Source organism: Terrirubrum flagellatum (assembly GCF_022059845.1).
GTDB classification, from domain to species: domain Bacteria; phylum Pseudomonadota; class Alphaproteobacteria; order Rhizobiales; family Beijerinckiaceae; genus Terrirubrum; species Terrirubrum flagellatum.
The window spans coordinates 2,014,393-2,035,209 of record NZ_CP091851.1 but is presented as its reverse complement, the minus strand read 5'-3'; the positions used below and the strand labels follow the sequence as shown (position 1 = coordinate 2,035,209).

General features: G+C 63.5%; 17 protein-coding genes. 12 read left to right on the top strand and 5 right to left on the bottom strand.

The annotated features are described in order from the left end of the window. Positions 1-2: 2 nt before the first annotated feature. The 3 genes from L8F45_RS09885 (at position 3) to L8F45_RS09875 (ending at position 4,291) form a co-directional block, all read left to right on the top strand. Positions 3-2,390 (top strand): penicillin-binding protein 1A, encoded by a 2,388-nt coding sequence (locus L8F45_RS09885; protein ID WP_342362702.1) that lies wholly within the window; start codon positions 3-5, stop codon positions 2,388-2,390. Between the two features lie 102 nt (positions 2,391-2,492). Beyond that, positions 2,493-3,621, top strand: a protein-coding gene (gene prfB / locus L8F45_RS09880; protein ID WP_342362701.1) for a peptide chain release factor 2 whose coding sequence is annotated in 2 segments (ribosomal slippage) — positions 2,493-2,561 and positions 2,563-3,621 — 1,128 coding nt in all. Because the reading frame shifts where the segments join, the coding sequence is not laid out codon by codon here. 22 nt (positions 3,622-3,643) lie between these two features. Further along, the gene (locus tag L8F45_RS09875) at positions 3,644-4,291 is read left to right on the top strand and encodes a DUF1345 domain-containing protein (RefSeq protein WP_342362700.1); all 648 of its coding nucleotides are present in this window, start codon (positions 3,644-3,646) and stop codon (positions 4,289-4,291) included. Between the two features lie 2 nt (positions 4,292-4,293). Here L8F45_RS09875 and L8F45_RS09870 read toward each other — a convergent pair whose 3' ends face one another. Both L8F45_RS09870 and L8F45_RS09865 read right to left on the bottom strand, forming a co-directional pair. After that, a complete protein-coding gene (locus L8F45_RS09870) occupies positions 4,294-5,601 on the bottom strand; it encodes a M23 family metallopeptidase (protein ID WP_342362699.1) in 1,308 nt (435 codons plus the stop codon). 104 nt (positions 5,602-5,705) lie between these two features. Further along, complete coding sequence (locus tag L8F45_RS09865) at positions 5,706-6,176, bottom strand: peroxiredoxin (protein ID WP_342362698.1); 471 nt, start codon at positions 6,174-6,176, stop codon at positions 5,706-5,708. A 217-nt stretch (positions 6,177-6,393) separates the two neighbouring features. Here L8F45_RS09865 and L8F45_RS09860 point away from each other — a divergent pair, with 217 nt between their 5' ends. Further along, on the top strand, positions 6,394-9,714 hold the full coding sequence (locus L8F45_RS09860; protein ID WP_342362697.1) for an AsmA-like C-terminal region-containing protein: 3,321 nt from the start codon (positions 6,394-6,396) through the stop codon (positions 9,712-9,714). Positions 9,715-9,717: 3 nt separating this feature from the next. Here the strand turns inward: L8F45_RS09860 and tyrS are convergent, their stop codons facing one another. Both tyrS and L8F45_RS09850 read right to left on the bottom strand, forming a co-directional pair. Then, on the bottom strand, positions 9,718-10,977 hold the full coding sequence (gene tyrS / locus L8F45_RS09855) for a tyrosine--tRNA ligase (protein ID WP_342362696.1): 1,260 nt from the start codon (positions 10,975-10,977) through the stop codon (positions 9,718-9,720). A gap of 106 nt (positions 10,978-11,083) precedes the next feature. Further along, positions 11,084-11,758 carry an alpha/beta hydrolase gene (locus L8F45_RS09850; RefSeq protein WP_342362695.1) on the bottom strand — a complete coding sequence of 225 codons (675 nt, stop codon included), beginning with the start codon at positions 11,756-11,758 and terminating at the stop codon, positions 11,084-11,086. Positions 11,759-12,006: 248 nt separating this feature from the next. On the opposite strand from L8F45_RS09850, the gene L8F45_RS09845 reads away from it, so the two are divergent. Genes L8F45_RS09845 through L8F45_RS09810 form a run of 8 tightly spaced genes read left to right on the top strand, consistent with a single transcriptional unit; the run spans position 12,007 to position 19,597 of the window. Next, positions 12,007-13,212 (top strand): cysteine desulfurase family protein, encoded by a 1,206-nt coding sequence (locus L8F45_RS09845; protein WP_342362694.1) that lies wholly within the window; start codon positions 12,007-12,009, stop codon positions 13,210-13,212. A 57-nt stretch (positions 13,213-13,269) separates the two neighbouring features. After that, positions 13,270-14,739 carry a Fe-S cluster assembly protein SufB gene (gene sufB / locus L8F45_RS09840; protein WP_342362693.1) on the top strand — a complete coding sequence of 490 codons (1,470 nt, stop codon included), beginning with the start codon at positions 13,270-13,272 and terminating at the stop codon, positions 14,737-14,739. A gap of 50 nt (positions 14,740-14,789) precedes the next feature. Next, a complete protein-coding gene (locus L8F45_RS09835) occupies positions 14,790-15,041 on the top strand; it encodes a hypothetical protein (protein WP_342362692.1) in 252 nt (83 codons plus the stop codon). Positions 15,042-15,090: 49 nt separating this feature from the next. Further along, positions 15,091-15,846, top strand: coding sequence for a Fe-S cluster assembly ATPase SufC (gene sufC, locus L8F45_RS09830; protein WP_342362691.1), 756 nt, complete (start codon positions 15,091-15,093; stop codon positions 15,844-15,846). A 2-nt stretch (positions 15,847-15,848) separates the two neighbouring features. After that, positions 15,849-17,144 (top strand): Fe-S cluster assembly protein SufD, encoded by a 1,296-nt coding sequence (gene sufD / locus L8F45_RS09825; protein WP_342362690.1) that lies wholly within the window; start codon positions 15,849-15,851, stop codon positions 17,142-17,144. 4 nt (positions 17,145-17,148) lie between these two features. After that, complete coding sequence (locus L8F45_RS09820) at positions 17,149-18,387, top strand: cysteine desulfurase (RefSeq protein ID WP_342362689.1); 1,239 nt, start codon at positions 17,149-17,151, stop codon at positions 18,385-18,387. Between the two features lie 9 nt (positions 18,388-18,396). Further along, positions 18,397-18,777: an SUF system Fe-S cluster assembly protein gene (locus L8F45_RS09815; RefSeq protein ID WP_342362688.1), complete on the top strand. Its 381-nt coding sequence runs from the start codon at positions 18,397-18,399 to the stop codon at positions 18,775-18,777. A 28-nt stretch (positions 18,778-18,805) separates the two neighbouring features. Next, positions 18,806-19,597, top strand: a complete 792-nt coding sequence (locus tag L8F45_RS09810) for an SDR family NAD(P)-dependent oxidoreductase (protein WP_342362687.1) — start codon at positions 18,806-18,808, stop codon at positions 19,595-19,597. Here the strand turns inward: L8F45_RS09810 and L8F45_RS09805 are convergent. Beyond that, positions 19,590-20,813 carry a class I SAM-dependent methyltransferase gene (locus L8F45_RS09805; protein WP_342362686.1) on the bottom strand — a complete coding sequence of 408 codons (1,224 nt, stop codon included), beginning with the start codon at positions 20,811-20,813 and terminating at the stop codon, positions 19,590-19,592. The two genes, L8F45_RS09810 and L8F45_RS09805, sit on opposite strands and share 8 nt — an antisense overlap. Positions 20,814-20,817: the final 4 nt, after the last annotated feature.

Below are 20,817 nucleotides of genomic sequence, written 5' to 3'. Positions count from 1 at the left end.
CGATGAGATTCGTCGTTCGATTCCTGGGATTCCTGTTCGCGATTGGCGCGATGCTGTTCCTCGTGGGATCGGCGGTCGCCGGTTTCTATCTCTGGAAGAACGCGCGCGACCTGCCTGACTACACCCAGCTCGCCAACTACGAGCCGCCAGTAACCACCCGCGTCCATGCCGGCGACGGCAGCCTGCTCGCCGAATATTACAAGGAGCGGCGCCTTTATCTGCCGATCCAGGCCGTGCCGAAGATGATGATCGCGGCCTTCCTCTCGGCGGAGGACAAGAACTTCTACACCCATATGGGCATCGACCCCGAGGGCATCGTCCGCGCGTCGCTGCAAATGGTGCAGGGCCGCAGCGACAAGCGTCAGTCGGGCGCCTCGACCATCACCCAGCAGGTTGCGAAGAACTTCCTGCTTTCGAACGAGCGCACCGTCGAGCGCAAGATCAAGGAAATGCTGATCGCGCTCCGCATGGAGGCGACCTACTCGAAGGATCGCATCCTCGAGCTCTATCTCAACGAAATCTATCTCGGCTCCGGCAATTACGGCGTCGCCGCCGCCTCGCTGAACTATTTCGGCAAGTCGGTGCACGAATTGCAGCTCCATGAGCTCGCCTATATCGCGGCTCTGCCGAAAGGCCCTGAGAACTATTCGCCCGTGCGCAATCGCGACGCCGCCGTCGCCCGCCGCAACTGGGTGATCGAGCGCATGGTCGCCAACGGCTATGTCAAGAAGGAAGACGGCGACAAGGCGCAGAAGATGCCGCTCGGCGTCACCTTCCGCACGCTTTCGCCGAACTCCTTCGCCGCCGGCTTCTTCGCGGAAGAAGTCCGCCGCGAGATCGCCGACCGCTACGGCTATAAGAAGCTCCTCGAAGGCGGCCTGTCGGTGCGCACGACGCTCGATCCGGCCATGCAGGTGATGGCGCGCAAGGCGTTCGTCGACGGCCTTGTCCGTTACGATGAGGCTCGCGGTTGGCGCGGCTCGCAGCAGAAGATCGATTTCGGCGCTCGCGAATGGGGCCTCGCGCTAGCCGACCTGCCGCTCTACACGGACATCCAGCCTTGGCGGTACGCCGTGGTGCTCGACGTCGCACAGCAGTCGGCGCGCATTGGACTGCAGCCGCGCAAGGAGAAGTCAGGCGAAATTTCACGCGAGCGCGAATATGCGCAGCTCACCGCCGACGGCATCAAATGGACCCGCAAGGGTTCGGTGTCGCAGGTCGTGCAGCCGGGCGACGTGATCTATGTCGAGCCGCTGGACGGCAAGCCGGGGCAGGTGCGGCTGCGCCAGCAGCCTGAGGTGTCGGGCGCGCTCGTCGCGATGGACCCCTGGACCGGCCGCGTGAAGGCGATGGTCGGCGGCTTCTCCTTCGACCAGAGCGAATTCAACCGCGCCACGCAGGCGATGCGGCAGCCTGGATCGTCGTTCAAGCCGTTCGTTTACGCGACGGCTCTCGACAACGGCTACACCCCGACCAGCATCGTCGTCGACGGCCCCATCGAGATCGATCAGGGCAATGGCGAAGTGTGGCGGCCTGAGAATTACGGCGGTGGAGCCGGTCGTGGTCCGCTGCCGTTGCGCGTCGGCATCGAGCAGTCGCGCAACCTCATGACGGTGCATCTGGCGCAGGATATCGGCATGCCGCTCATCGCCGAATATGCGAAGCGCTTCGGCGTCTATGACGAGTTGCTGCCGGTGCTCTCGATGTCGCTCGGCGCCGGCGAGACGACTGTGATGCGCATGGTGACCGGCTATTCGATGTTCGCGAATGGCGGCCGCCGCATCAAACCGACGCTCATCGACCGCATCCAGGATCGCTGGGGCGCGACGATTTTCCGCCATGACGATCGCCAGTGCGACGCCTGCAAGGTCGACAAGTGGGACAATCAGCCGGAGCCGAAACTGCGCGACAATCGCGAGCTGGTGATTGATCCGATGACCGCCTACCAGATCACATCCATCATGCAGGGCGTGATCCAGCGCGGCACCGCGACCATCGTCAGGGAGCTCGGCCGCCAGTATCTCGCGGGCAAGACGGGCACGACCAACGAGGCGAAGGATGTCTGGTTCGTCGGCTTCTCCGCCAATCTCGTGATGGGCGTCTATCTCGGCTACGACAAGCCGCGCTCGCTCGGTGACTCTTCGACGGGCGGCGCCTACGCCGCGCCGATCTTCCGCGACTTCATGCGCATGGCGCTGAAGGACCAGCCGGACACGCCGTTCAAAATTCCCCCGGGAATCAAGCTCGTGCGCGTCGGCAACATCATGGAAGCCTTCAAGCCCGGCACCGGCCCCGGCGACAGCTACTCGTTCCCCGGCTCGACTGGCGGGACGACCGCGTCGAGCGGCGCGCCACGCGCGGTCGGCACTGGCACCGGCGGCCTCTACTGACCATCTGAGTTTTGAGCGGCGCCGGCGATCGTTTGCCAGCGCTGCGTCGCGTCGTTATGGACGCAGCCGACATATCCGGACAGCAGGGATTCCCGCGTCGCCATGCGCGCCGAAATTTACAATCATCTCGAAGAGATCAAGCAGTCGATCGGACTGCTGAGGAGGCATCTTTGACGTCGACAAGGCTGAGCGACGTCTGGCCGAGCTGAACCAGCTCGCCGAATCCCCTGATCTCTGGAACGATCCCGCCAAAGCTTCGCAGGTGATGCGCGAGCGTACGACGCTCGACGCGCAGCTTGGCGCGATCAAGCGCTTCGAGCGCGACGTTGATGACGCTGTGACGCTGATCGAACTCGGCGAAGCCGAGGAAGACGAGTCGACCGTCAAGGAAGGCGAGAACGCCGTCCTTGGTCTCGCCAAGGAGGCTGCGAGGCTGCAGGTCGAGACGCTGCTCTCGGGCGAAGCCGACGCCAATGACACCTATGTCGAAATCAATTCCGGCGCCGGCGGCACCGAGAGCCAGGACTGGGCGCAGATGCTGTTGCGCATGGTCACCCGCTGGGCGGAACGTCACAAATACAAGGTGGAGCTGAACGACCGGAACGACGGCGAAGAAGCCGGCATCAAGTCGGCGACGATCACGGTCAAGGGCCACAACGCCTATGGCTGGCTGAAGACCGAGTCGGGCGTGCATCGCCTCGTGCGCATCTCGCCCTACGATTCCAATGCGCGTCGCCACACGAGTTTTGCGTCGATCTGGGTCTATCCCGTCGTCGATGATCGCATCGAAGTCGACATCAAGGAATCGGATTGCCGGATCGACACCTACCGCTCGTCGGGCGCGGGCGGCCAGCACGTCAACACGACCGACTCAGCGGTGCGCATCACGCATATTCCGACCGGCATCGTCGTCGCCTGCCAGAGCGAGCGCTCCCAGCACAAGAACCGCGCCACGGCTTGGAACATGCTGCGCGCGCGCATCTATGAGGCCGAGTTGAAGAAGCGTGAAGAGAAGGCGAACGCCGCGGCCGCCTCAAAGACCGATATCGGCTGGGGCCATCAGATCCGCTCCTATGTGCTGCAGCCCTATCAGCTCGTGAAGGACTTACGCACGGGCGTTACGTCGGGAACGCCGTCTGACGTCCTCGACGGCGATCTCGACGGCTTCATGGAAGCCGCTCTGGCGCAGCGCATTCACGGCGGCGGCGCCGTCGTCGAGGATATTGACTAGCGATCAGCGGAAGAGGCCGGCCATGCTGACATTCTTCCGCATGCGGCCGGCGATGAGTCTGTCGATTGTCGTCGCGATCGTCGCGACGCTCCTGACGCCATCATCGCTCGAACTGTCGACGCGCGGGCTTCTTGGCTGGGATGCGGGCGCAATCTTCTTCATCGTCATGATGTCGGTGATCATGTGGCGCACCGATCTCGAGGGCCTGCGTCGTCGCGCTGAAGAACTCGACGGCGGCCGCGCCTCCATCCTCGTCGTCACGCTGGCTGCAGCGGCGATCAGCGTCGCTGCGATCATTCTCGACCTCGCCGCGGCGAAAAGCGATAAGGGCTATGGCAGCTGGGTGGTTGCGCTGACGATCGTAACGATCTGCCTGTCATGGACCGTCGTGCATCTCATGTTCGCGCTGCATTACGCGCATGAATATTATTCGCCCGACGATGGCGAGGAGCCGGGCGGTTTGAAATTCCCTGGCGACGCTGCGCCGCTCTACGGCGATTTCGTGCATTTCGCCTTTGTGATCGGTCTCGCCAATCAGACGGCTGATATCATGATCACATCGCCGTCGCTGCGGCGGGTCGTTACGGCGCAGGGCGTCGCGGCGTTCGTCTTCAACACGGCGATCATCGCGCTGACGATCAACATCGCCGCCAGCCTGATCGGCGGCTGACGTTACAGCAAATCGCGGTTGCGCCCGCCGATCTTCAGGAACTTGTTGGGATCGGTCGCATCGCCGGTGACGCGCACCTCGTAGTGGAGGTGATTGCCGGTCGAACGTCCGGTCGATCCGACTCGCCCGACAACGGCACCGGCGTCCACTTTCTGGCCTTCGCTAACGAGGATCGCGGAGAGATGCGCGTAGCGCGTCGCGAGCCCGTTGCCGTGATCGACCTCGACCATGTTGCCGTAGCCGCCGGTATATTCCGCCTTGGTGACGACGCCGGCGCCGGTGGCGCGCGCGGGCGAGCCATAATCGCCGCGAAAGTCGATGCCAGTATGCATGGCATAGCCGCGCAGGAAGGGATCGTTGCGCACGCCGAAGGGCGAGGTCACATCGGCGGGATGGCCGAGCGGATGGCGCAGCGGCAGAAAGCGCGACGCCTTGGTCAGGCGCTGAGCTGTTTGCACGATCTGGCGCGCGCGCAAGAGCGCGACGTCGAAATTCTGCGCATCGGAAGCGGAGAGCGGCACCAACGGCCCGCCCATGGGATTGCTCGTAGCGGCCGCTGGCGACGGAGCGACGCGGTCAGGATCGACGCCCGCTTCAGCCATCACGCTGCGCAGGCGCTGCACCTTGCCGCGCGACTGCGATTCGATCTGATCAAGCGCGCTGAGCTGCTGCTTCTCCATCGTGGACAGCGACCGACCAAGTGAAGAGACCCGCTGCTTCAGGGGTTCGTTGGCGTCCGGTTTGACGGCGTCATTCGAGGGCCGCAATCCGTCGCCGCCGCGCAGCGGCTCATCGAACACCGGAAGCGGGCGCGGGGTTAGCGGCGCGAACGAGGTGACGGTTGGCGGCGTTACAGGTTGGCGCGCGTCCGGCGCCCCCGCGGTCAGAAGCGGCGATTCCGGCATGGTCTTGCGGGCCTGCGTCGTCCCACCGTCGGAGCCGACGCTTTGCGCCAGCATCGCCACCATGGCGCTCCGGGTCTCGAGCTGAGACTGCCGGCTCATCAGCTCGGCGACCCGCGCCTCGACGCTGTCCTGATCGATCATCTGTCGGCTGGCGAGCCGGTCGACATGGGATTTGAGAGCGGTGATCCGCTCCTCATAAGCGTATTGATTCTCGACCTGCCTTGCGATCAGGCGCGCGGAAAGATCGTCGCGGAAAAAGACGAAAGCGGTGACGCCGACGCTCCAGACGCTGGTGAAGGCGAGCATCGCAGTCGCCGCATAGAGCGCGCGGCGCCTGATCCGGACCGTGCCCGGCGGATCGATGGGAGCGGGCGCGCGCCGCAGGGAACGCTGGTGGAGACTCATGAACCGCGACAACTCCAAGTCACGCGGCTTCATGTGAAAGCATTAAGGTTAATAAAGCCGTACGGCGGGCCTGCGCTTGCCGGAAGGCTCGGAAAACGTTGCGTTCAGCCCGCCGTTACGGCCTCCAGCACCTCTTCGGCATGGCCTTCGACCTTAACCTTCTCCCAGATTCGAACGACTCGGCCGTCCGGCCCGATGAGAATCGTCGTGCGTGCGATCCCCATGAAGGTGCGGCCATACATGCTCTTCTCGACCCAGAGCCCATAACGCTGGAGCATTTCGGTTGTCTCGTCCGATGCAAGAGGGAGCGAGAGGTCATGCTTCTTCTTGAACCGGTCATGCTTCTTCGGGCTGTCGGCCGATACGCCCAGCAACTCGGCGCCGGCCTTCCTGAACGCCGCCCTCAGGCGATTGAATGCGATCGCCTCCTCGGTGCAGGCCGGCGTATCGTCCTTGGGGTAGAAATAAAGGACGAGCTTCCGACCTCTGAAATCCGCCAGCGAGACGGAGCCGCCGCCGTCTCTCGGCAGCTCGAAGTCCGGCGCTTTGTCGCCCACTGCGGGCAGGGTTGCCATGACGCCTTCCTTTCGTCTCTTTCGCTTGTCTTAAGGCTCCCGGCCGCATTTTGTCCGGCGTGAAGCTTCGTTATTGCAGTTGTCGTTCCAGCCGCGGGCAGGGCGACTCGCCGCCCAGCGACCGGATTCGGTGATCCATTTGACGCATACAGCAGAGACGGCTCCTTTCCCCGCGACAATTCGGCCGCCGCGCCGCGCGGGATGGCGTCGCTTCGGAGTGCTCTGCCTGAAGGGCTGCGTCATCGGCGCGATCGTGGCGGTGGCGGCCGCTTATGGGCTGTGGCGATTCGCGGCCGGCCGGCTCCCCGTCGAATGGGTGCGCGACAGGCTCGTCGGGGTGATCGAACAGGCGACCGGCGGACGCGCCAATGTCGCGCTCAGATCTGCATCGGTCCGGCAGACCGACGACGGCCCCAAGCTTGTGCTCGACGGGTTCGCGCTGCGTGATGTCGGCGGCAAGACCGTCGTCGGCGCGCCGCGGGCCGAGATCGGATTCGATCTCTGGACTCTCATCTTCGGCGGCGCCGCCATGCGGCAGATCGAGTTGCATGACGTCGAAGTGCGGCTGGTTCTGGATCGCGGCGGACAGATCGTCTTCTCCGCCGTCCAGCCGACCGGCGAGCAGACGTCAGGCGCCAGCGACTGGCGCGGCGTGGTCGCCTCTGTGGCGGCGGCCTTGTCGGGAAAGGATCTCGGCCTTGGCGGATTGAGCCGGATCGCGTTGCGCAACGGCAAGCTCACCGTCGACGATCCCTCTCGCGGCGTTCAGCTCAGATACGAAAATATCGCAATCGATCTCGATCCGGCTGACGTCGGCCGCCGCCTGTCGGTGCGCGCGCAGGGGCCATCAGGCGAAGTTTCTCTCGTGGCGTCCCGCGACGCGCGCGCCGCTGACAGGATGCAGTTCGATTTCAGCGGCCTCTCGCTCGCCGACGCCGGGCAGATGCTGAGATTGCCGGTGAAAGCGATCGATGGCGGCGCGGCGCTGGCCGGCCATATATCGATCCTGCTGGACGAGGCGGGCGAGCCGCAGGCTGTCGCCGCCGATGTGAAGTCGCAGGCCGGCAAGCTTGCGATCCTGCCCGGCGCGCCGGAAGAGACAGTGCTTAGTGGCCTCGAACTCCGGAGTGCTTGGGACGCGGAATCGCGCACCACCACAATAGAGCGTGCGGCGATCGCGACAGATGCGATGAATGCCGAAATCGCCGGCCAGATCATCTCTCACGCAAACGCAGCGTGGGAGGTGGAGATCGCATCCGGCAAGGGCCAGGTCCGTTCCGTGCGCGCCGGCGCGCAGCCCATCGCGATCAATCGCATCGAAGGGCGCGCCGCCTGGATTGGCGACGGCGTGATCAACATCCCGTCCTGGATCGTCAGCGGCGCCGGATATGAATTTCGCGGCGACGGCAAATATACTCCGGACGCGTCGGGCGGCGTCTGGACGACGTCGCTGTCCGCCTCGCAGATGGATGCCGTGATCGCGCTTTCCTTCTGGCCGTCATTCGCCGCCTGGGAAGCGCGCGCCTACATGTTGCAGCACCTCGAAAAGGGGCAGCTCGACCGGCTCGTTCTGCGCCTCAGGATGGACGCGGCCTATTGGGCGGCCATGCGGAAGCAGGGGCAGATGCCGCGCGACGGCATCGATCTCGACATCGCGATGTCGAAAGTCCGTTACGCGCCGCTGCCGGAGTTTCCGTCTCTCGATATCGATATCGCGCAAAGCCGGATCGATGGGCGCGACGTCACGGTGACGGCGCCGACGATCGTGGTTGAGACGCCGGCGAAGACGCGCGTCGTCGCCACCGAAGCGAAATTCACCAGCGACTACACCAACGGGCCGGGCCCGAGCCGCGTGGAATTTCGGGTAAAAGGACCAGCGGACGCCGCCTTCGACTTGACTGAGACGCCGCTGATCAAACGCGTCACTGATGTCGGCGACAGCCTCGATGTCGTGAAAGGAACGGCTGACATCAGGACTGTGTTGAGCTTCCCGATCAATACGCCGCTTAAAATCGAAGACGTGGTCGTCGCCATGGGCGGCACAATCAATGGAGCGACGATCGAGGGCGCCATCCCGAATGATCCGCTCACTGATGTCCGCGCATTCCTGACCTTTGAGCGCGGCGAGTTAGCGCTGAAAGGAGAGGGACGCGTCTCGGGCGCGCCCGCGGTTATCGACGTGAAGCGCTCGAGCGCCGGAGTCGGCGACGCAAGCCTGACGGTGACCACCGACGATGCGTCGCGGCAAAAGCGCGGCCTTCCGAGCACGCCGGGACTCGCGGGACCGGTGCCGGTGAAAATGATGCGCAGCCTCGGCGGCCAGAACAATGCGGCGCGAGTCGAAATTGATCTCACGCGCGCGACCGTCAACAATCTCGTGCCGGGCTGGACGAAGGCGCCCGGACGGCCCGGCAAGATCTCCTTCTCCTACGCGCCGTCGCTCAAGAACACCGATGTCGAACTGCAGGACTTTTCGGCGGAGAGTCAGGGATTCCAATTGAAGGGCGTCGTGACTCTCGCCGCCAATAATTCGGTCAAGCTTGCCAAATTCGCGCAGGCGCGGCTGTCTCCCGGCGACGAGGCGCGCATCGAATGGGAGCGCGTCGGGACGACCGGAAAGCTCACGATCCGTGGCGCTAACATCGATGCGCGGCCGCTCGTCAAGGGCATCTACGACCCGCAGCGCGAGGCGCCGGCGGAGTCGCTCGACATCGAGGTCGATCTGAAATCCGCGATCGTGACGGGCTTCAATGGCGAGGCCGTCACTAATGTCGAGATGCGCACGGCCAAGCGCGGCGGCGAACTAAAGCAATTTCAACTTACGGGTCGTTTCGGGAAGGCGGATATCCGGGGGACGCTGGCGCGACGTGGCGACGGCCAGGCGCGGCTGTTGATCGAAACCGCTGACGCCGGCGCCTTCATGCGCTTCAATGATCTCTATCGTCGCATGATCGGCGGCCGCCTCAACATCGACATCGCTGCGAATGAAGGCCGCCAGGATGGCGAACTCGTCGTGAAGGATTTCATCTTGCGCAACGAGCCGGCGCTTCGGCAGGCTGCGGGGCAACAGCCTGCGACGACTGCCGACAATGGCGGCCTCAATCGCGCCGCCGTCGCTGCGGCGCGCGGCGAAGTCGAGTTCGAAAAAGTGCGCGTCAATTTCGTGCGCAATGCGGGCCGCATCGATGTGCGCGATGGCGTGATGTGGGGGCCTGTGCTCGGCGTCGAGTTCGAGGGCATCGTCGACGCGCCACGTGATCGCATCGATGTAACGGGAACCTATGTTCCAGCTTACGCGCTCAACAACGCCTTCGCGCAGGTGCCGGTGGTGGGCATGATCCTCGGCGGCGGCCAATATGGCGGATTGTTCGGCGTCAATTTCAAGGTCAGCGGCACATTCTCGCAGCCGAGCGTCGCGGTGAATCCGCTTTCGGCGCTGACCCCCGGCGTGTTCCGCCGCTTCCTCGAATTCAGCAAGCAGAGCGAGGAAGGGCAGGCGGGACGCATCCCGCCTGCTCCCGTGCAGTCAAATCAATAGCGCTTATTCCGGCCGAAGAAGCACATGCTTCTTCTTGCCGAGCGACAGCTTGATCGCGCCTTCGGCGTTGAGATCGAGCGGCGTCAGCTTCAGCGCATCATCCGACACCGCGACGTCGTTGACGCGCAGGCCGCCACCTTTGACGAGACGCCGCGCTTCACCGTTCGACGCGGCAAGGCCCGCCGAGACGAAAGCCGCGAGCACGCCGACGCCATGTTTGAAGGTCTCGGCGTCGATCGTGACCGTTGGCAGCGTCTCCGCAGCGACGCCCTCGACGAACGTCTTGCGCGCGGTTTCCGCCGCCTGTTCGGCGGCGTCGCGGCCATGCAGCAGCGCCGTTGCTTCGGTCGCGAGAACCTTCTTCGCCTCGTTGATCTCCGATCCCTGCAGCGCTTCCAGCCGCGCGATCTCGCTCATCGGCAGGATCGTGAATAGCTTGAGGAACTTTGCGACGTCGGCGTCCTCGGCGTTGCGCCAATATTGCCAGAAGTCATAGGGGCTGAACTGGTCGGCGTTGAGCCACACCGCGCCCTGCGCCGTCTTGCCCATCTTGGCCCCTGAAGCGGTGGTCAGAAGCGGCGTCGTCAGCGCGAAGAGTTGCGGCGTCCCCATGCGGCGGCCGAGATCGACGCCGTTGACGATGTTGCCCCACTGATCCGAACCGCCCATCTGCAGCCGGCAGCCGACGCGCTTCGACAGTTCGACGAAGTCGTAGGCCTGGCAGATCATGTAATTGAACTCGATGAAGCTCATCTCCTGCTCGCGCTCGAGGCGCAGCCGCACCGAATCCATCGTCAGCATGCGGTTGACCGAGAAATGCCGCCCGATGTCGCGCAGCATCTCGATGTAATTGAGCTTGGTCAGCCACTCCGCATTGTCGAGCATCTCGGCGTCGCTTGGGCCGGAGCCATAGCGCAGCACCTTGGCGAAGACGCCACGGATGCTCGCCTTGTTCTCCTCGATCTCCTCAATCGTGCGAAGCGCGCGCGACTCATCCTTTCCGGAGGGATCGCCGACCATGGTGGTGCCGCCGCCCATCAGGGTGATCGGCTTGTTGCCGCTCTGCTGCAGCCAGTAGAGCATCATCATGGTGAGGAAGTTGCCGATATGCAGCGACTTCGCCGTGCAGTCATAGCCGACATAGGCGATCGCCTCGCCTTTCGCGGCGAGCGCGTCGAGCGCCTCGAAATCGGAGCATTGATGAATGAAGCCGCGCTCCTGCAATGTCCGCAGGAAGTCGGATCTCGGCGTGAAGGTCGACATATGTTCAGCCTTGTTTCGCCGCGCCAATCTCATGCGGCGATCGGGTCAGTGAATGCGCCCGCATGATGCACGGGCGCGGCGCTGCTCTCTTGCGCGCAAACCCCGTTTAGCTTCTCCGGCTGCCCTGCTTGCGCGGCACGATGTTCGCAAGGCGCCGGTCGAGATAGGTTCCGACGACGCCGACGAGGTCGTCGACCTTGTTCTCGAAGAAGTGGTTCGCGCCATCGATCGTCTCATGCTCGATGACGACTCCCTTCTGCGTCTTCACCTTTTCGATCACGCTGATCACGTCCTTCGCCGGCGCGACCCGATCTTCCGAGCCATGGACGAACAGGCCGGAGGAGGGGCAGGGCGCCAGGAATGAGAAGTCATAGCGGTTCGCCATCGCGGCGATGGAGATGAAGCCCTCGACCTCCGGCCGGCGCATGAGGAGCTGCATGCCGATCCAGGCGCCGAAGGACGCGCCTGCGATCCAGCAAGCGCGCGCATCCGGATTGAGCTGCTGCGCCCAGTCCATGGCCGCCGCGGCGTCCGAAAGTTCGCCCGCGCCATGGTCGAACACGCCCTGGCTGCGGCCGACGCCGCGGAAGTTGAAACGCAGCACCGAAAAGCCGCGCTCGGCGAAGAGATAGTAGAGGTTGTAGATGATCTGGTTGTTCATCGTCCCGCCGAATTGCGGGTGCGGATGCAGCAACAGAGCAATCGGCGCGCCCTTGTTCTTGGCGGGGTGATAGCGCCCCTCCAGCCGACCGTCGGGACCGTTGAAAATAACCTCAGGCATTGCTGCTGAACTTCCGGTTGTGCGCCGCCGCAAACCCGATGGCGGTTCGCTTGACTTCATACGCCCCTTGGCCGAAATACCCTTAGAATAGTTCTAGCGGACACGGAATGCGTGCATATCTAGATATATACGCGCAATCAGGTTGCAAGACTTCGGCGGAAGCGGCATCGGGCGGCGCTCGTTAGCACGATCCGACGGGTCCAAGGCAAGTAAAACCCGCAGGAAGGACAAGGTCAGGCAAGCCAGAGATGCGCGGGCAGGAACGCCTCCATCAGGAGCGCCTCTATTTCGATCATAACGCCACGACGCCGCTTCGTCCCGCGGCCGCCGAGGCGTTAGTGCGCGCGTTCTCCCTGCCCGGCAATCCCTCGTCGATCCATGCCGAGGGCCGCGCTGCGCGCGCTGCGATAGAACGAGCGCGCGAACAGGTCGCCCGAGCCGTGGGCGGCCGCGCCCAGGATGTCGTGTTCACATCAGGCGCGACCGAAGCGCTGAACACGCTGCTTCGCCCGGCGATGACGCCGACAACGGGTCCGAGTCGCATCGAGCGGCTTCTGATCTCGGCTACGGCGCATGTCGCTGCTCTGGAAGGGCACGGTTTCGCTCCCGAATCGGTTGAAACGATCTCCGTAAGCGACTCCGGAGTCATCGATATTGCCCGTCTCGGGCGCTGCCTGACCGAACTCCGCGGCGACGGCCTGTTCGCGCCCGTGATGGTCGCCGTCGAGGCCGCGAACAACGAGACTGGCGCGCTCCAACCAATTGCCGAAATCGCAAAACTCTGCGACGCGGTCGGCGCGGCGCTGATCGTCGACGCCGCCCAGATCATCGGTCGCGCGCCGTTCGATCTCGCCGCCAGCGGCGCGGCGGCCGCCGTTCTGTCGGCGCACAAGTTCGGCGGGCCGAAGGGCGTCGGCGCGATTGTCTTCAACGGCGAGCGGCTGCGCAGCGAACGCCCGTTTATCGCTGGCGGGGGACAGGAAGGTCGCAGGCGCTCGGGCACCGAGAATGTCGCCGGGATCGTCGCTATGGGCGCTGCGATCGAGGAGGCGGCCAGAGAGGCGGCGTCGCTTGGCGCGCGGCTTGACAACTGGCGCAGCCGCGTCGAATCGGCGATGCGGAGCGCCGCGCCCGATCTCGCCGTCTTCGCGGACGCCGCGCCGCGGCTGCCGGGCGTCAGCCTGGTTGCAATTCCCGGGTTGCGAGCCGAGACGCTGCTGATGGCGTTCGATCTCGCCGGCGTGGCGCTCTCCTCGGGCGCCGCTTGCTCCTCCGGGAAGGTCAGGCGCTCGCATGTGCTCGACGCGATGGGCGTCGCCCCCGCGCTTGCGGAAGGCGCGATCCGGATCAGCCTCGGCTGGTCTACGACAGACGCGGAGGTGGAACGCTTCGCCGCCATCTTCGCAAATGTGATTCAGGGACTATCTGAGAGGAAGAACCGACGCGCGGCCTGACGCCGCCGCGTCCCAACCGCCCGGGCCTTGAACCCGGCGAGGTCAGGAGAAAGTAGAATGCCAGCGGTCAAGGAAACCGTCGATCAGGTGTTGGCGATCGACGTCGATCAGTACAAGTGGGGCTTCTCGACCGATGTCGAGATGGAGAAAGCGCCGAAAGGGCTCTCCGAGGACATTGTCCGCCTGATTTCGTCCAAGAAGAGCGAGCCGCAATGGATGCTCGACTGGCGGCTCGACGCCTATCGCCGCTGGCGCACCTTGCAGGAGCCGACCTGGTCGCGCGTCCATTATCCGCCGATCGATTATCAGGAGACCTATTACTACGCTGCGCCGAAATCGAACCCGGCGCCGAAATCGATCGACGAGATCGATCCCGAAATTCTGAAGACCTACGAGAAGCTCGGCATCCCGCTGCGCGAGGTTGAGATCCTCGAAGGCGTGCAGGAGCGCAAGGTCGCGGTCGACGCAGTGTTCGACTCCGTCTCCGTCGCGACGACCTTCAAGGAGGAACTCGCCAAGGCCGGCGTGATCTTCTGCCCGATCTCCGAAGCGATCCACAATCATCCTGAACTGGTGCAGAAATATCTCGGCACGGTCGTACCCGTGACCGACAATTTCTTCGCCACGCTGAACAGCGCGGTCTTCTCGGACGGCTCGTTCGTCTATGTCCCGCCGGGCGTGAAATGCCCGATGGAGCTGTCGACCTACTTCCGCATCAATGAGCGCAACACCGGCCAGTTCGAGCGCACGCTGATCATCGCCGACAAGGGCTCCTATGTCAGCTATCTCGAAGGCTGCACGGCGCCGAAGCGCGACGAGAACCAGCTTCACGCCGCCGTCGTCGAACTGATCGCGCTCGAAGACGCCGAGATCAAATATTCGACCGTCCAGAACTGGTATCCCGGCGACAAGGACGGCAAGGGCGGCATCTATAATTTCGTGACCAAGCGCGGCGACTGCCGCGGCGCGCGCTCGAAGATTTCCTGGACGCAGGTCGAGACCGGCTCGGCGATCACCTGGAAATATCCGAGCTGCATCCTGCGGGGCGATGAGTCCCGCGGCGAATTCTATTCGATCGCGATCTCGAACGGCCGCCAGCAGGTGGATAGCGGCACCAAGATGATCCATCTCGGCAAGAACACGACAAGCCGGATCATTTCGAAGGGCATCGCGGCCGGCCATTCCGACAACACCTATCGCGGTCTTGTTTCGGCCCATCGCAAGGCGTCGAACGCGCGCAATTTCACCAATTGCGACTCGCTGCTGATCGGCGACCAATGCGGCGCGCACACGGTGCCTTACATCGAGTCGAAGAACGCCAGCGCGGTCTTCGAGCATGAGGCGACGACCTCCAAGGTGTCGGAAGAGCAGCTCTTCTACTGCCTGCAGCGCGGTCTCGACGCTGAGGAGGCGACGGCGCTCATCGTCAATGGCTTCGTCAAGGAAGTTTTGCAGCAGCTCCCGATGGAGTTCGCGGTGGAAGCGCAAAAGCTGATTCAGATCAGTCTGGAGGGCAGCGTCGGCTGAAGCGCAATCGCGAACCCCAGCGGGACGAAGTCAACGCGGGGGGAGCAACGATGAGCAATCAGTACTGGTTCAGGCCGAAATCCTATGGCTACGGCGCGACGCCATCTTCGTGGGAAGGCTGGGCGCTGGTGGCGATCTTCGCGGCGCTCGTTGCGTTCAGCGGTTTCGCAATCCTCGGCAAGGGCGGAGGCGCGAGCGCGGCGAACTGGTTGTGGTGGGGTCTGACCGTCGTGATCCTCGTCGCTGTGCTGACAGCGATCGCCTATTGGAAGACGGATGGAGATTGGCGCTGGCGGCCCTGAAAGGGATCAAACCGGCGCTCTGGCAGGCATCGAATATCGGAACGGAAAAATGCTCGAAATCAAGAACCTCTCGGTGAAGATCGCCGACGAAGACAAGCAGATCATCAACGGCCTCTCGCTCACTGTGAAGGCGGGTGAGATCGCCGCCATCATGGGGCCGAACGGCTCCGGCAAATCGACGTTGTCCTACGTGATCGCCGGCAAGCCGGACTATGAGATCACCGAGGGCGACATTCTGCTCGACGGCGAGAGCATTCTCGAGATGGAGCCGAACGAGCGCGCCGCGAAGGGGCTCTTTCTCGCGTTCCAGTATCCGCTGGAGATTCCCGGCGTCGCCACCATGACCTTCCTCAAGGCGGCGATGAACGCACAGCGCAAGGCGCGCGGCGAGGACGAATTCACAACGCCGGAATTCGTCAAGCGCGTCAATGCCGCGGCCGACGAGCTCGGCATCGCGCGCGACATGCTGCGACGTCCCGTCAATGTCGGTTTCTCCGGCGGCGAGAAGAAGCGCATGGAGATTCTCCAGATGACGCTGCTTGAGCCGAAGATGTCGATCATGGACGAGACGGATTCCGGCCTCGATATCGACGCTCTGAAAATCGTGGCGGCCGGCGTCAATGCGCGCCGCGACCCCAAGCACGCGTTCCTGGTGATCACGCACTATCAGCGCCTGCTCGACTACATCACGCCCGACACGGTGCATGTGATGGCGCAGGGCCGCATCGTGAAAAGCGGCGGCAAGGAATTGGCGCATGAGCTCGAAAAGAGCGGCTACGCGCAGTTCTCGCCGAAGGCGGCGTGACGATGACGAACCTCACCGTCCTTCGCAATCCTGCGGAGGAAGCGCTGATTTCGCGCTTCCCCGAGGCCAAAGCGTCGCTTGGCGGCGGCCCTGTCGATCTCGCGCGCGAACGAGCGTTCGCCGCGCTTCGTGAGAAGGGTCTGCCGCATCGCCGCGTCGAGCAATACAAATATACCGACCTGCGTGCGCTGATGCGCGAGGCAGCGCCGCTGGCGCCGGAGCCCACGGGCGACCTTGAGAAGAAGGCGCTTCTGATCGCGGACGCCGGGCGCCTCTCCTTCGTCAATGGCTGGTATCGAGACGCATCGGGTGTTCCCGCTGGCGTCTCCGTCTCCCGGCTGAAAGACGCGCTCGCCAAGAAGGATGCGGTCGTCGAGACTTGGTACGGCAAGGCTGTGAAGCTCGGCGGCGATGACGCGATCCTTGCACTCAACGCGGCCTTTGTCGGTGACGGCGCCGTCATCGACGTGAAAGGCGACGTTGAAACGCCGCTGTTGCTTGATTTCGCAATTGCGGCCGACGCGCCATTGTCTATCTATCCGCGGGTTCTGGTTGTTGTCGAAGCCGGCGCAAAACTCACGCTGGTCGAGCATATCCATGGCCCTGCGGGCGTCGCCAATCAGATCGCCAGCCTTGTCGAGCTTGTCGTCGGCGACGGCGCGACCGTCGAGCATATCCGTCTCGACGAGACCGGCGATGTCGCGCTTTCGCTGTCGTCGCTCGCCGTCTGGCTTGGTCAGGAGGCGAACCTTTCGTCGCTGAACATGTCGGCGAATGCGGCCGCTTCGCGCTATCAGGTGTTCGCGACCTTCGGCGGCCGCGACGCCAAGGCGTCGATCCGCGGCGCGACTCTCGTGCGCGGCAAGCAGCATGCGGATGCGACCTTGCTGGTCGATCATGTCGAACCCGGCGGCGAAAGCCGCGAGCTCTTCCGCACCGTGCTCGATGAAGGCGCGACCGGCGTGTTCCAGGGCAAGATCATTGTCCGGCAGAAAGCGCAGAAGACCGACGGCCGCATGGCTTCGAATGCACTGATGCTGTCCGATGATGCGGCGATGAACAACAAGCCGGAACTCGAGATTTTCGCCGACGACGTGCAGTGCGCTCATGGCGCGACCTGCGGCGCGCTCGATGATGATCTCCTGTTCTACCTCATGGCGCGCGGCATCACGCGCAAGCAGGCCGAAGCGCTGATGATCGAATCTTTCGTCGGCGAGACGATCGAGCCGATCGGGCATGAAGGTCTGCGCGAAGCGCTGGTCGCGCGCGTCGAGGACTGGCTGAAGGCGAGGATCTGATCTGATGAACGCGCCGGTGAAACCTTACGACGTCCACGCGATCAGGCGGGATTTCCCGATCCTGTCGCGGCAGGTCTATGGCAAGCCGCTCGTTTATCTCGACAATGGCGCATCGGCCCAGAAGCCGCGCGCCGTCATCGATGCGATGACGCATCTGATGGAGAACAACTACGCCAACGTGCATCGCGGGCTGCATTTCCTCGCGAATGCATCGACGGAGGCGTATGAAGCGGCGCGCGAAAGCGCCCGACGCTTCGTTAATGCGAAGTCGACAGAAGAGGTGATCTTCACCCGCTCTGTCACGGGTTCGCTCAATCTCGTGGCGTCGTCGCTCGGGCGGCATCTCAAGATCGGCGAGGGCGACGAGATCATCCTCTCGATCATGGAGCATCATTCCAACATCGTGCCCTGGCATTTCTGGCGTGAGCGGCATGGCGCCGTGATCAAGTGGGCGCCGGTCGATGATGAAGGCGAATTCCTGCTCGACGAGTTCGAGAAGCTCCTGTCGCCGCGCACCAAGGTCGTGTCGATCACGCATATGTCGAACGCGCTCGGCACGGTGACGCCGCTGAAGGATATCGTCGCGCTCTGCAAGCCGCGCGGCGTTCCCGTCGTGGTTGATGGCGCGCAGGGCGCGGTTCACCTGCCGCTCGACGTGCAGGACCTCGATGTCGATTTCTACGGTTTCACCGGCCACAAGGTGTACGGTCCGACCGGGATCGGCGTCCTCTACGGCAAGAAGAAGTGGCTCGACGTCCTGCCGCCCTTCGAAGGCGGCGGCGAGATGATCGAGACGGTCACCATGGACACAGTGACCTATAACGACCCGCCCCATCGCTTCGAAGCCGGCACGCCTGCGATCATCGAAGCCGCCGGACTTGGCGCCGCACTCGAATATATGATGGCGCTCGGCCGTCAGAACATCCTCTCCCATGAGCGGGCGCTACGCGACTACGCCCATCAGCGGCTGGGGGAGATGAATTCCATCCGCATCTTCGGCAAGGCGAGGGACAAGGGCGCCATCGTCTCCTTCGAGATGGCGGGAGCCCACGCCCATGACGTCGCGACCGTCATCGACCGGGCCGGCGTGGCGGTCCGCGCCGGCACCCATTGCGCCATGCCGCTTCTCGCCCGATATGGGGTGACGTCCACCTGTCGCGCCTCGTTCGGCCTTTACAATACGCTGGAGGAGGTCGACGCTCTTGCCAATGCATTGCGCAAGGCCGAAACGCTGTTCGGATAAGGAGCCGCAATGACTGCCGATACCGCTGTCGCCGAGCCGAACCGCCCTGACGTCGCCTCCGCGAGCGCCATCCTGCCGGAAGAGCTGGACCGGTTGACCGACGACATCATCGCCGCGTTGAAGACGGTCTACGACCCTGAAATCCCGGCCGACATCTATGAACTCGGCCTGATCTACAAGGTCGATATCTCCGATGAGAAGTTCGTCACGATCGACATGACGCTGACTGCGCCGGGCTGCCCGGTCGCTGGCGAGATGCCAGGCTGGGTCGAGAACGCCGTTGGCGCTGTTCAGGGCGTCTCCGGCGTCAAGGTCGACATGACCTTCGACCCGCCATGGGATCAGTCGCGCATGTCCGACATGGCCCGCGCCGCGCTCGATATGTGGTGAGAGCGGCGGCCTCTCGCGCTCAGTTCAATTGAGTTCCTATCGCGCCCAACCCGGCGACGGCGTCGTCTGGATCACTGGCGCGAGCTCCGGCATCGGCCGCGCGGTAGCGCTGGCGCTCGCAAGGCGCGGTTTCACCGTCGTAGTCTCTGCACGGCGCGCGGAGGCGCTTGCCGAACTCGTCGCGGAAGCGTCAGCCGGAAAGATCATCACATTTCCGCTCGATGTCGGCGATCCCGCAGCGACTCGCGTAGCCGCCGATGAGATCGAGGCCCGATATGGTCCGATCGCGCTCGCTTTCTTCAATGCCGGCGTTGGTTCCGCGAGCAGAAACACCGAGATCGACGCCGACGCGTTTCACGCGACATACGCGGTCAACGTGCGTGGCGTCGTCGAGGGGCTGGCCGGTCTTCTGCCTTTGATGATTGCGCGCCAGCACGGGCAGATCGCGATCAACGCGTCGCTCGTCGGTTATGGCGGCCTTCCGCGAACCGCCGCTTATGGCGCTTCAAAGGCCGCGCTCATCAATCTCGCCGAGAGCCTGAAATTCGACGGCGATCGCAACAACGTCACGATCCAGATCGTCAATCCCGGCTTCGTCGATACTGCGATGACGCGCCGGAACAACACGTCGATGCCGTTCCTTCTAACCGTAGAGGACGCCGCCGAACGCGTCGTTCGCGGTTTCGCACGCGGCGGATTCGAGATCGCATTTCCCTGGCCGATGGCGCTGATCGTCAAATTTGTCAGCGCGCTGCCTTATCGGCTCTATTTTCCCGTCGTCGCCGCGATCACGGGCTGGAAGCGCAGCAAGCCTAATTAGGTTTGCCGAACACCATTTGCCTGACATCGATATTCTTCGAGCGAAAGCCGGCCTCGCAATAGGAGAAGTAGTAGTTCCACATGCGCTTGAAACGCTCATCGAAACCGAGCGGCAGCAATTGCGGCCACGCGGCGAAGAAGCGCTCGCGCCAGGCCGACAACGTCTGCGCATAATCGAGTGCGAATTCGCGTTCGTCTTTTAAGGGTACGCCGAACTTCTCGCCAAGCTGGCGCATGATGGTTGGTGTTGGCAGCATGCCGCCAGGGAAGATATAGCGGCGGATGAAATCGATCTCGCGCCTGTAGCTTTCGAAAAGCTTTTCCTGAATCGTGATCACCTGCACGCCGGCAAACCCGCCGCTCTTCAACCGGTCGCGCATCTGACTGAAGAAGGATGGCCAGTAATTCTCGCCGACCGCCTCGAACATCTCGATCGATGCGATGCGGTCATAGACGCCTGTCTCGTCGCGATAGTCCTGCAGCTTGATCTCGACCTTGTCGCTCAGACCTTCCTTCTGCATGCGCCGCCGCGCGAAATCGAACTGCTCCTGCGAGATGGTGAGACCCGTCACCTTGCAGCCGATCTCCTTCGCCGCATATTCGGCGAATCCGCCCCAGCCGCAGCCGATCTCGAGCACATGATGATCGCGCTTGAGATCAACGCCTTCGGCGAGCGCGCGATATTTCCGCGTCTGGCCGCTCGCGAGATCATTGTCGCCTGGCGCGAAGATCGCCGACGAATAGGTCATCGTGCGATCGAGCCACGCCGAATAGAAGTGATTGCCGAGATCGTAATGGGCGTGGATGTTGCGCTTCGATCCGCTGTGCGTGTTACGGTTGAGATAGTGCCGGAACTGCTGCCACCAGCGAATGATCGAGCGGCCGTCGAGCATCGTCTCGATCGCTGAATGGTTCACACAAAACAGCTCGAGGAATTTTGTGACGTCGGGACTGTCCCATTCGTTACGCATATAGGCTTCGCCAAGCCCGATATCGCCGCCTGCCACCATGCGGCGAGCGAAGCCCCAGTCGCGCACGAGCATCAGCGCGTGGGGACCGGGCTCGCGGCCATGAAACGCAAGCTTGCGGCCGTCAGGCAATTCGACGTCGAGACGTCCACGCTGGATGCCTTTGGCGTAGCTGAAGGCCAGCCGCGCCGTGAACGGCATGTCGCGCGGGACAACGCCAGCGGGTGATGTCGTGTCGCCTGACGTCATGGTC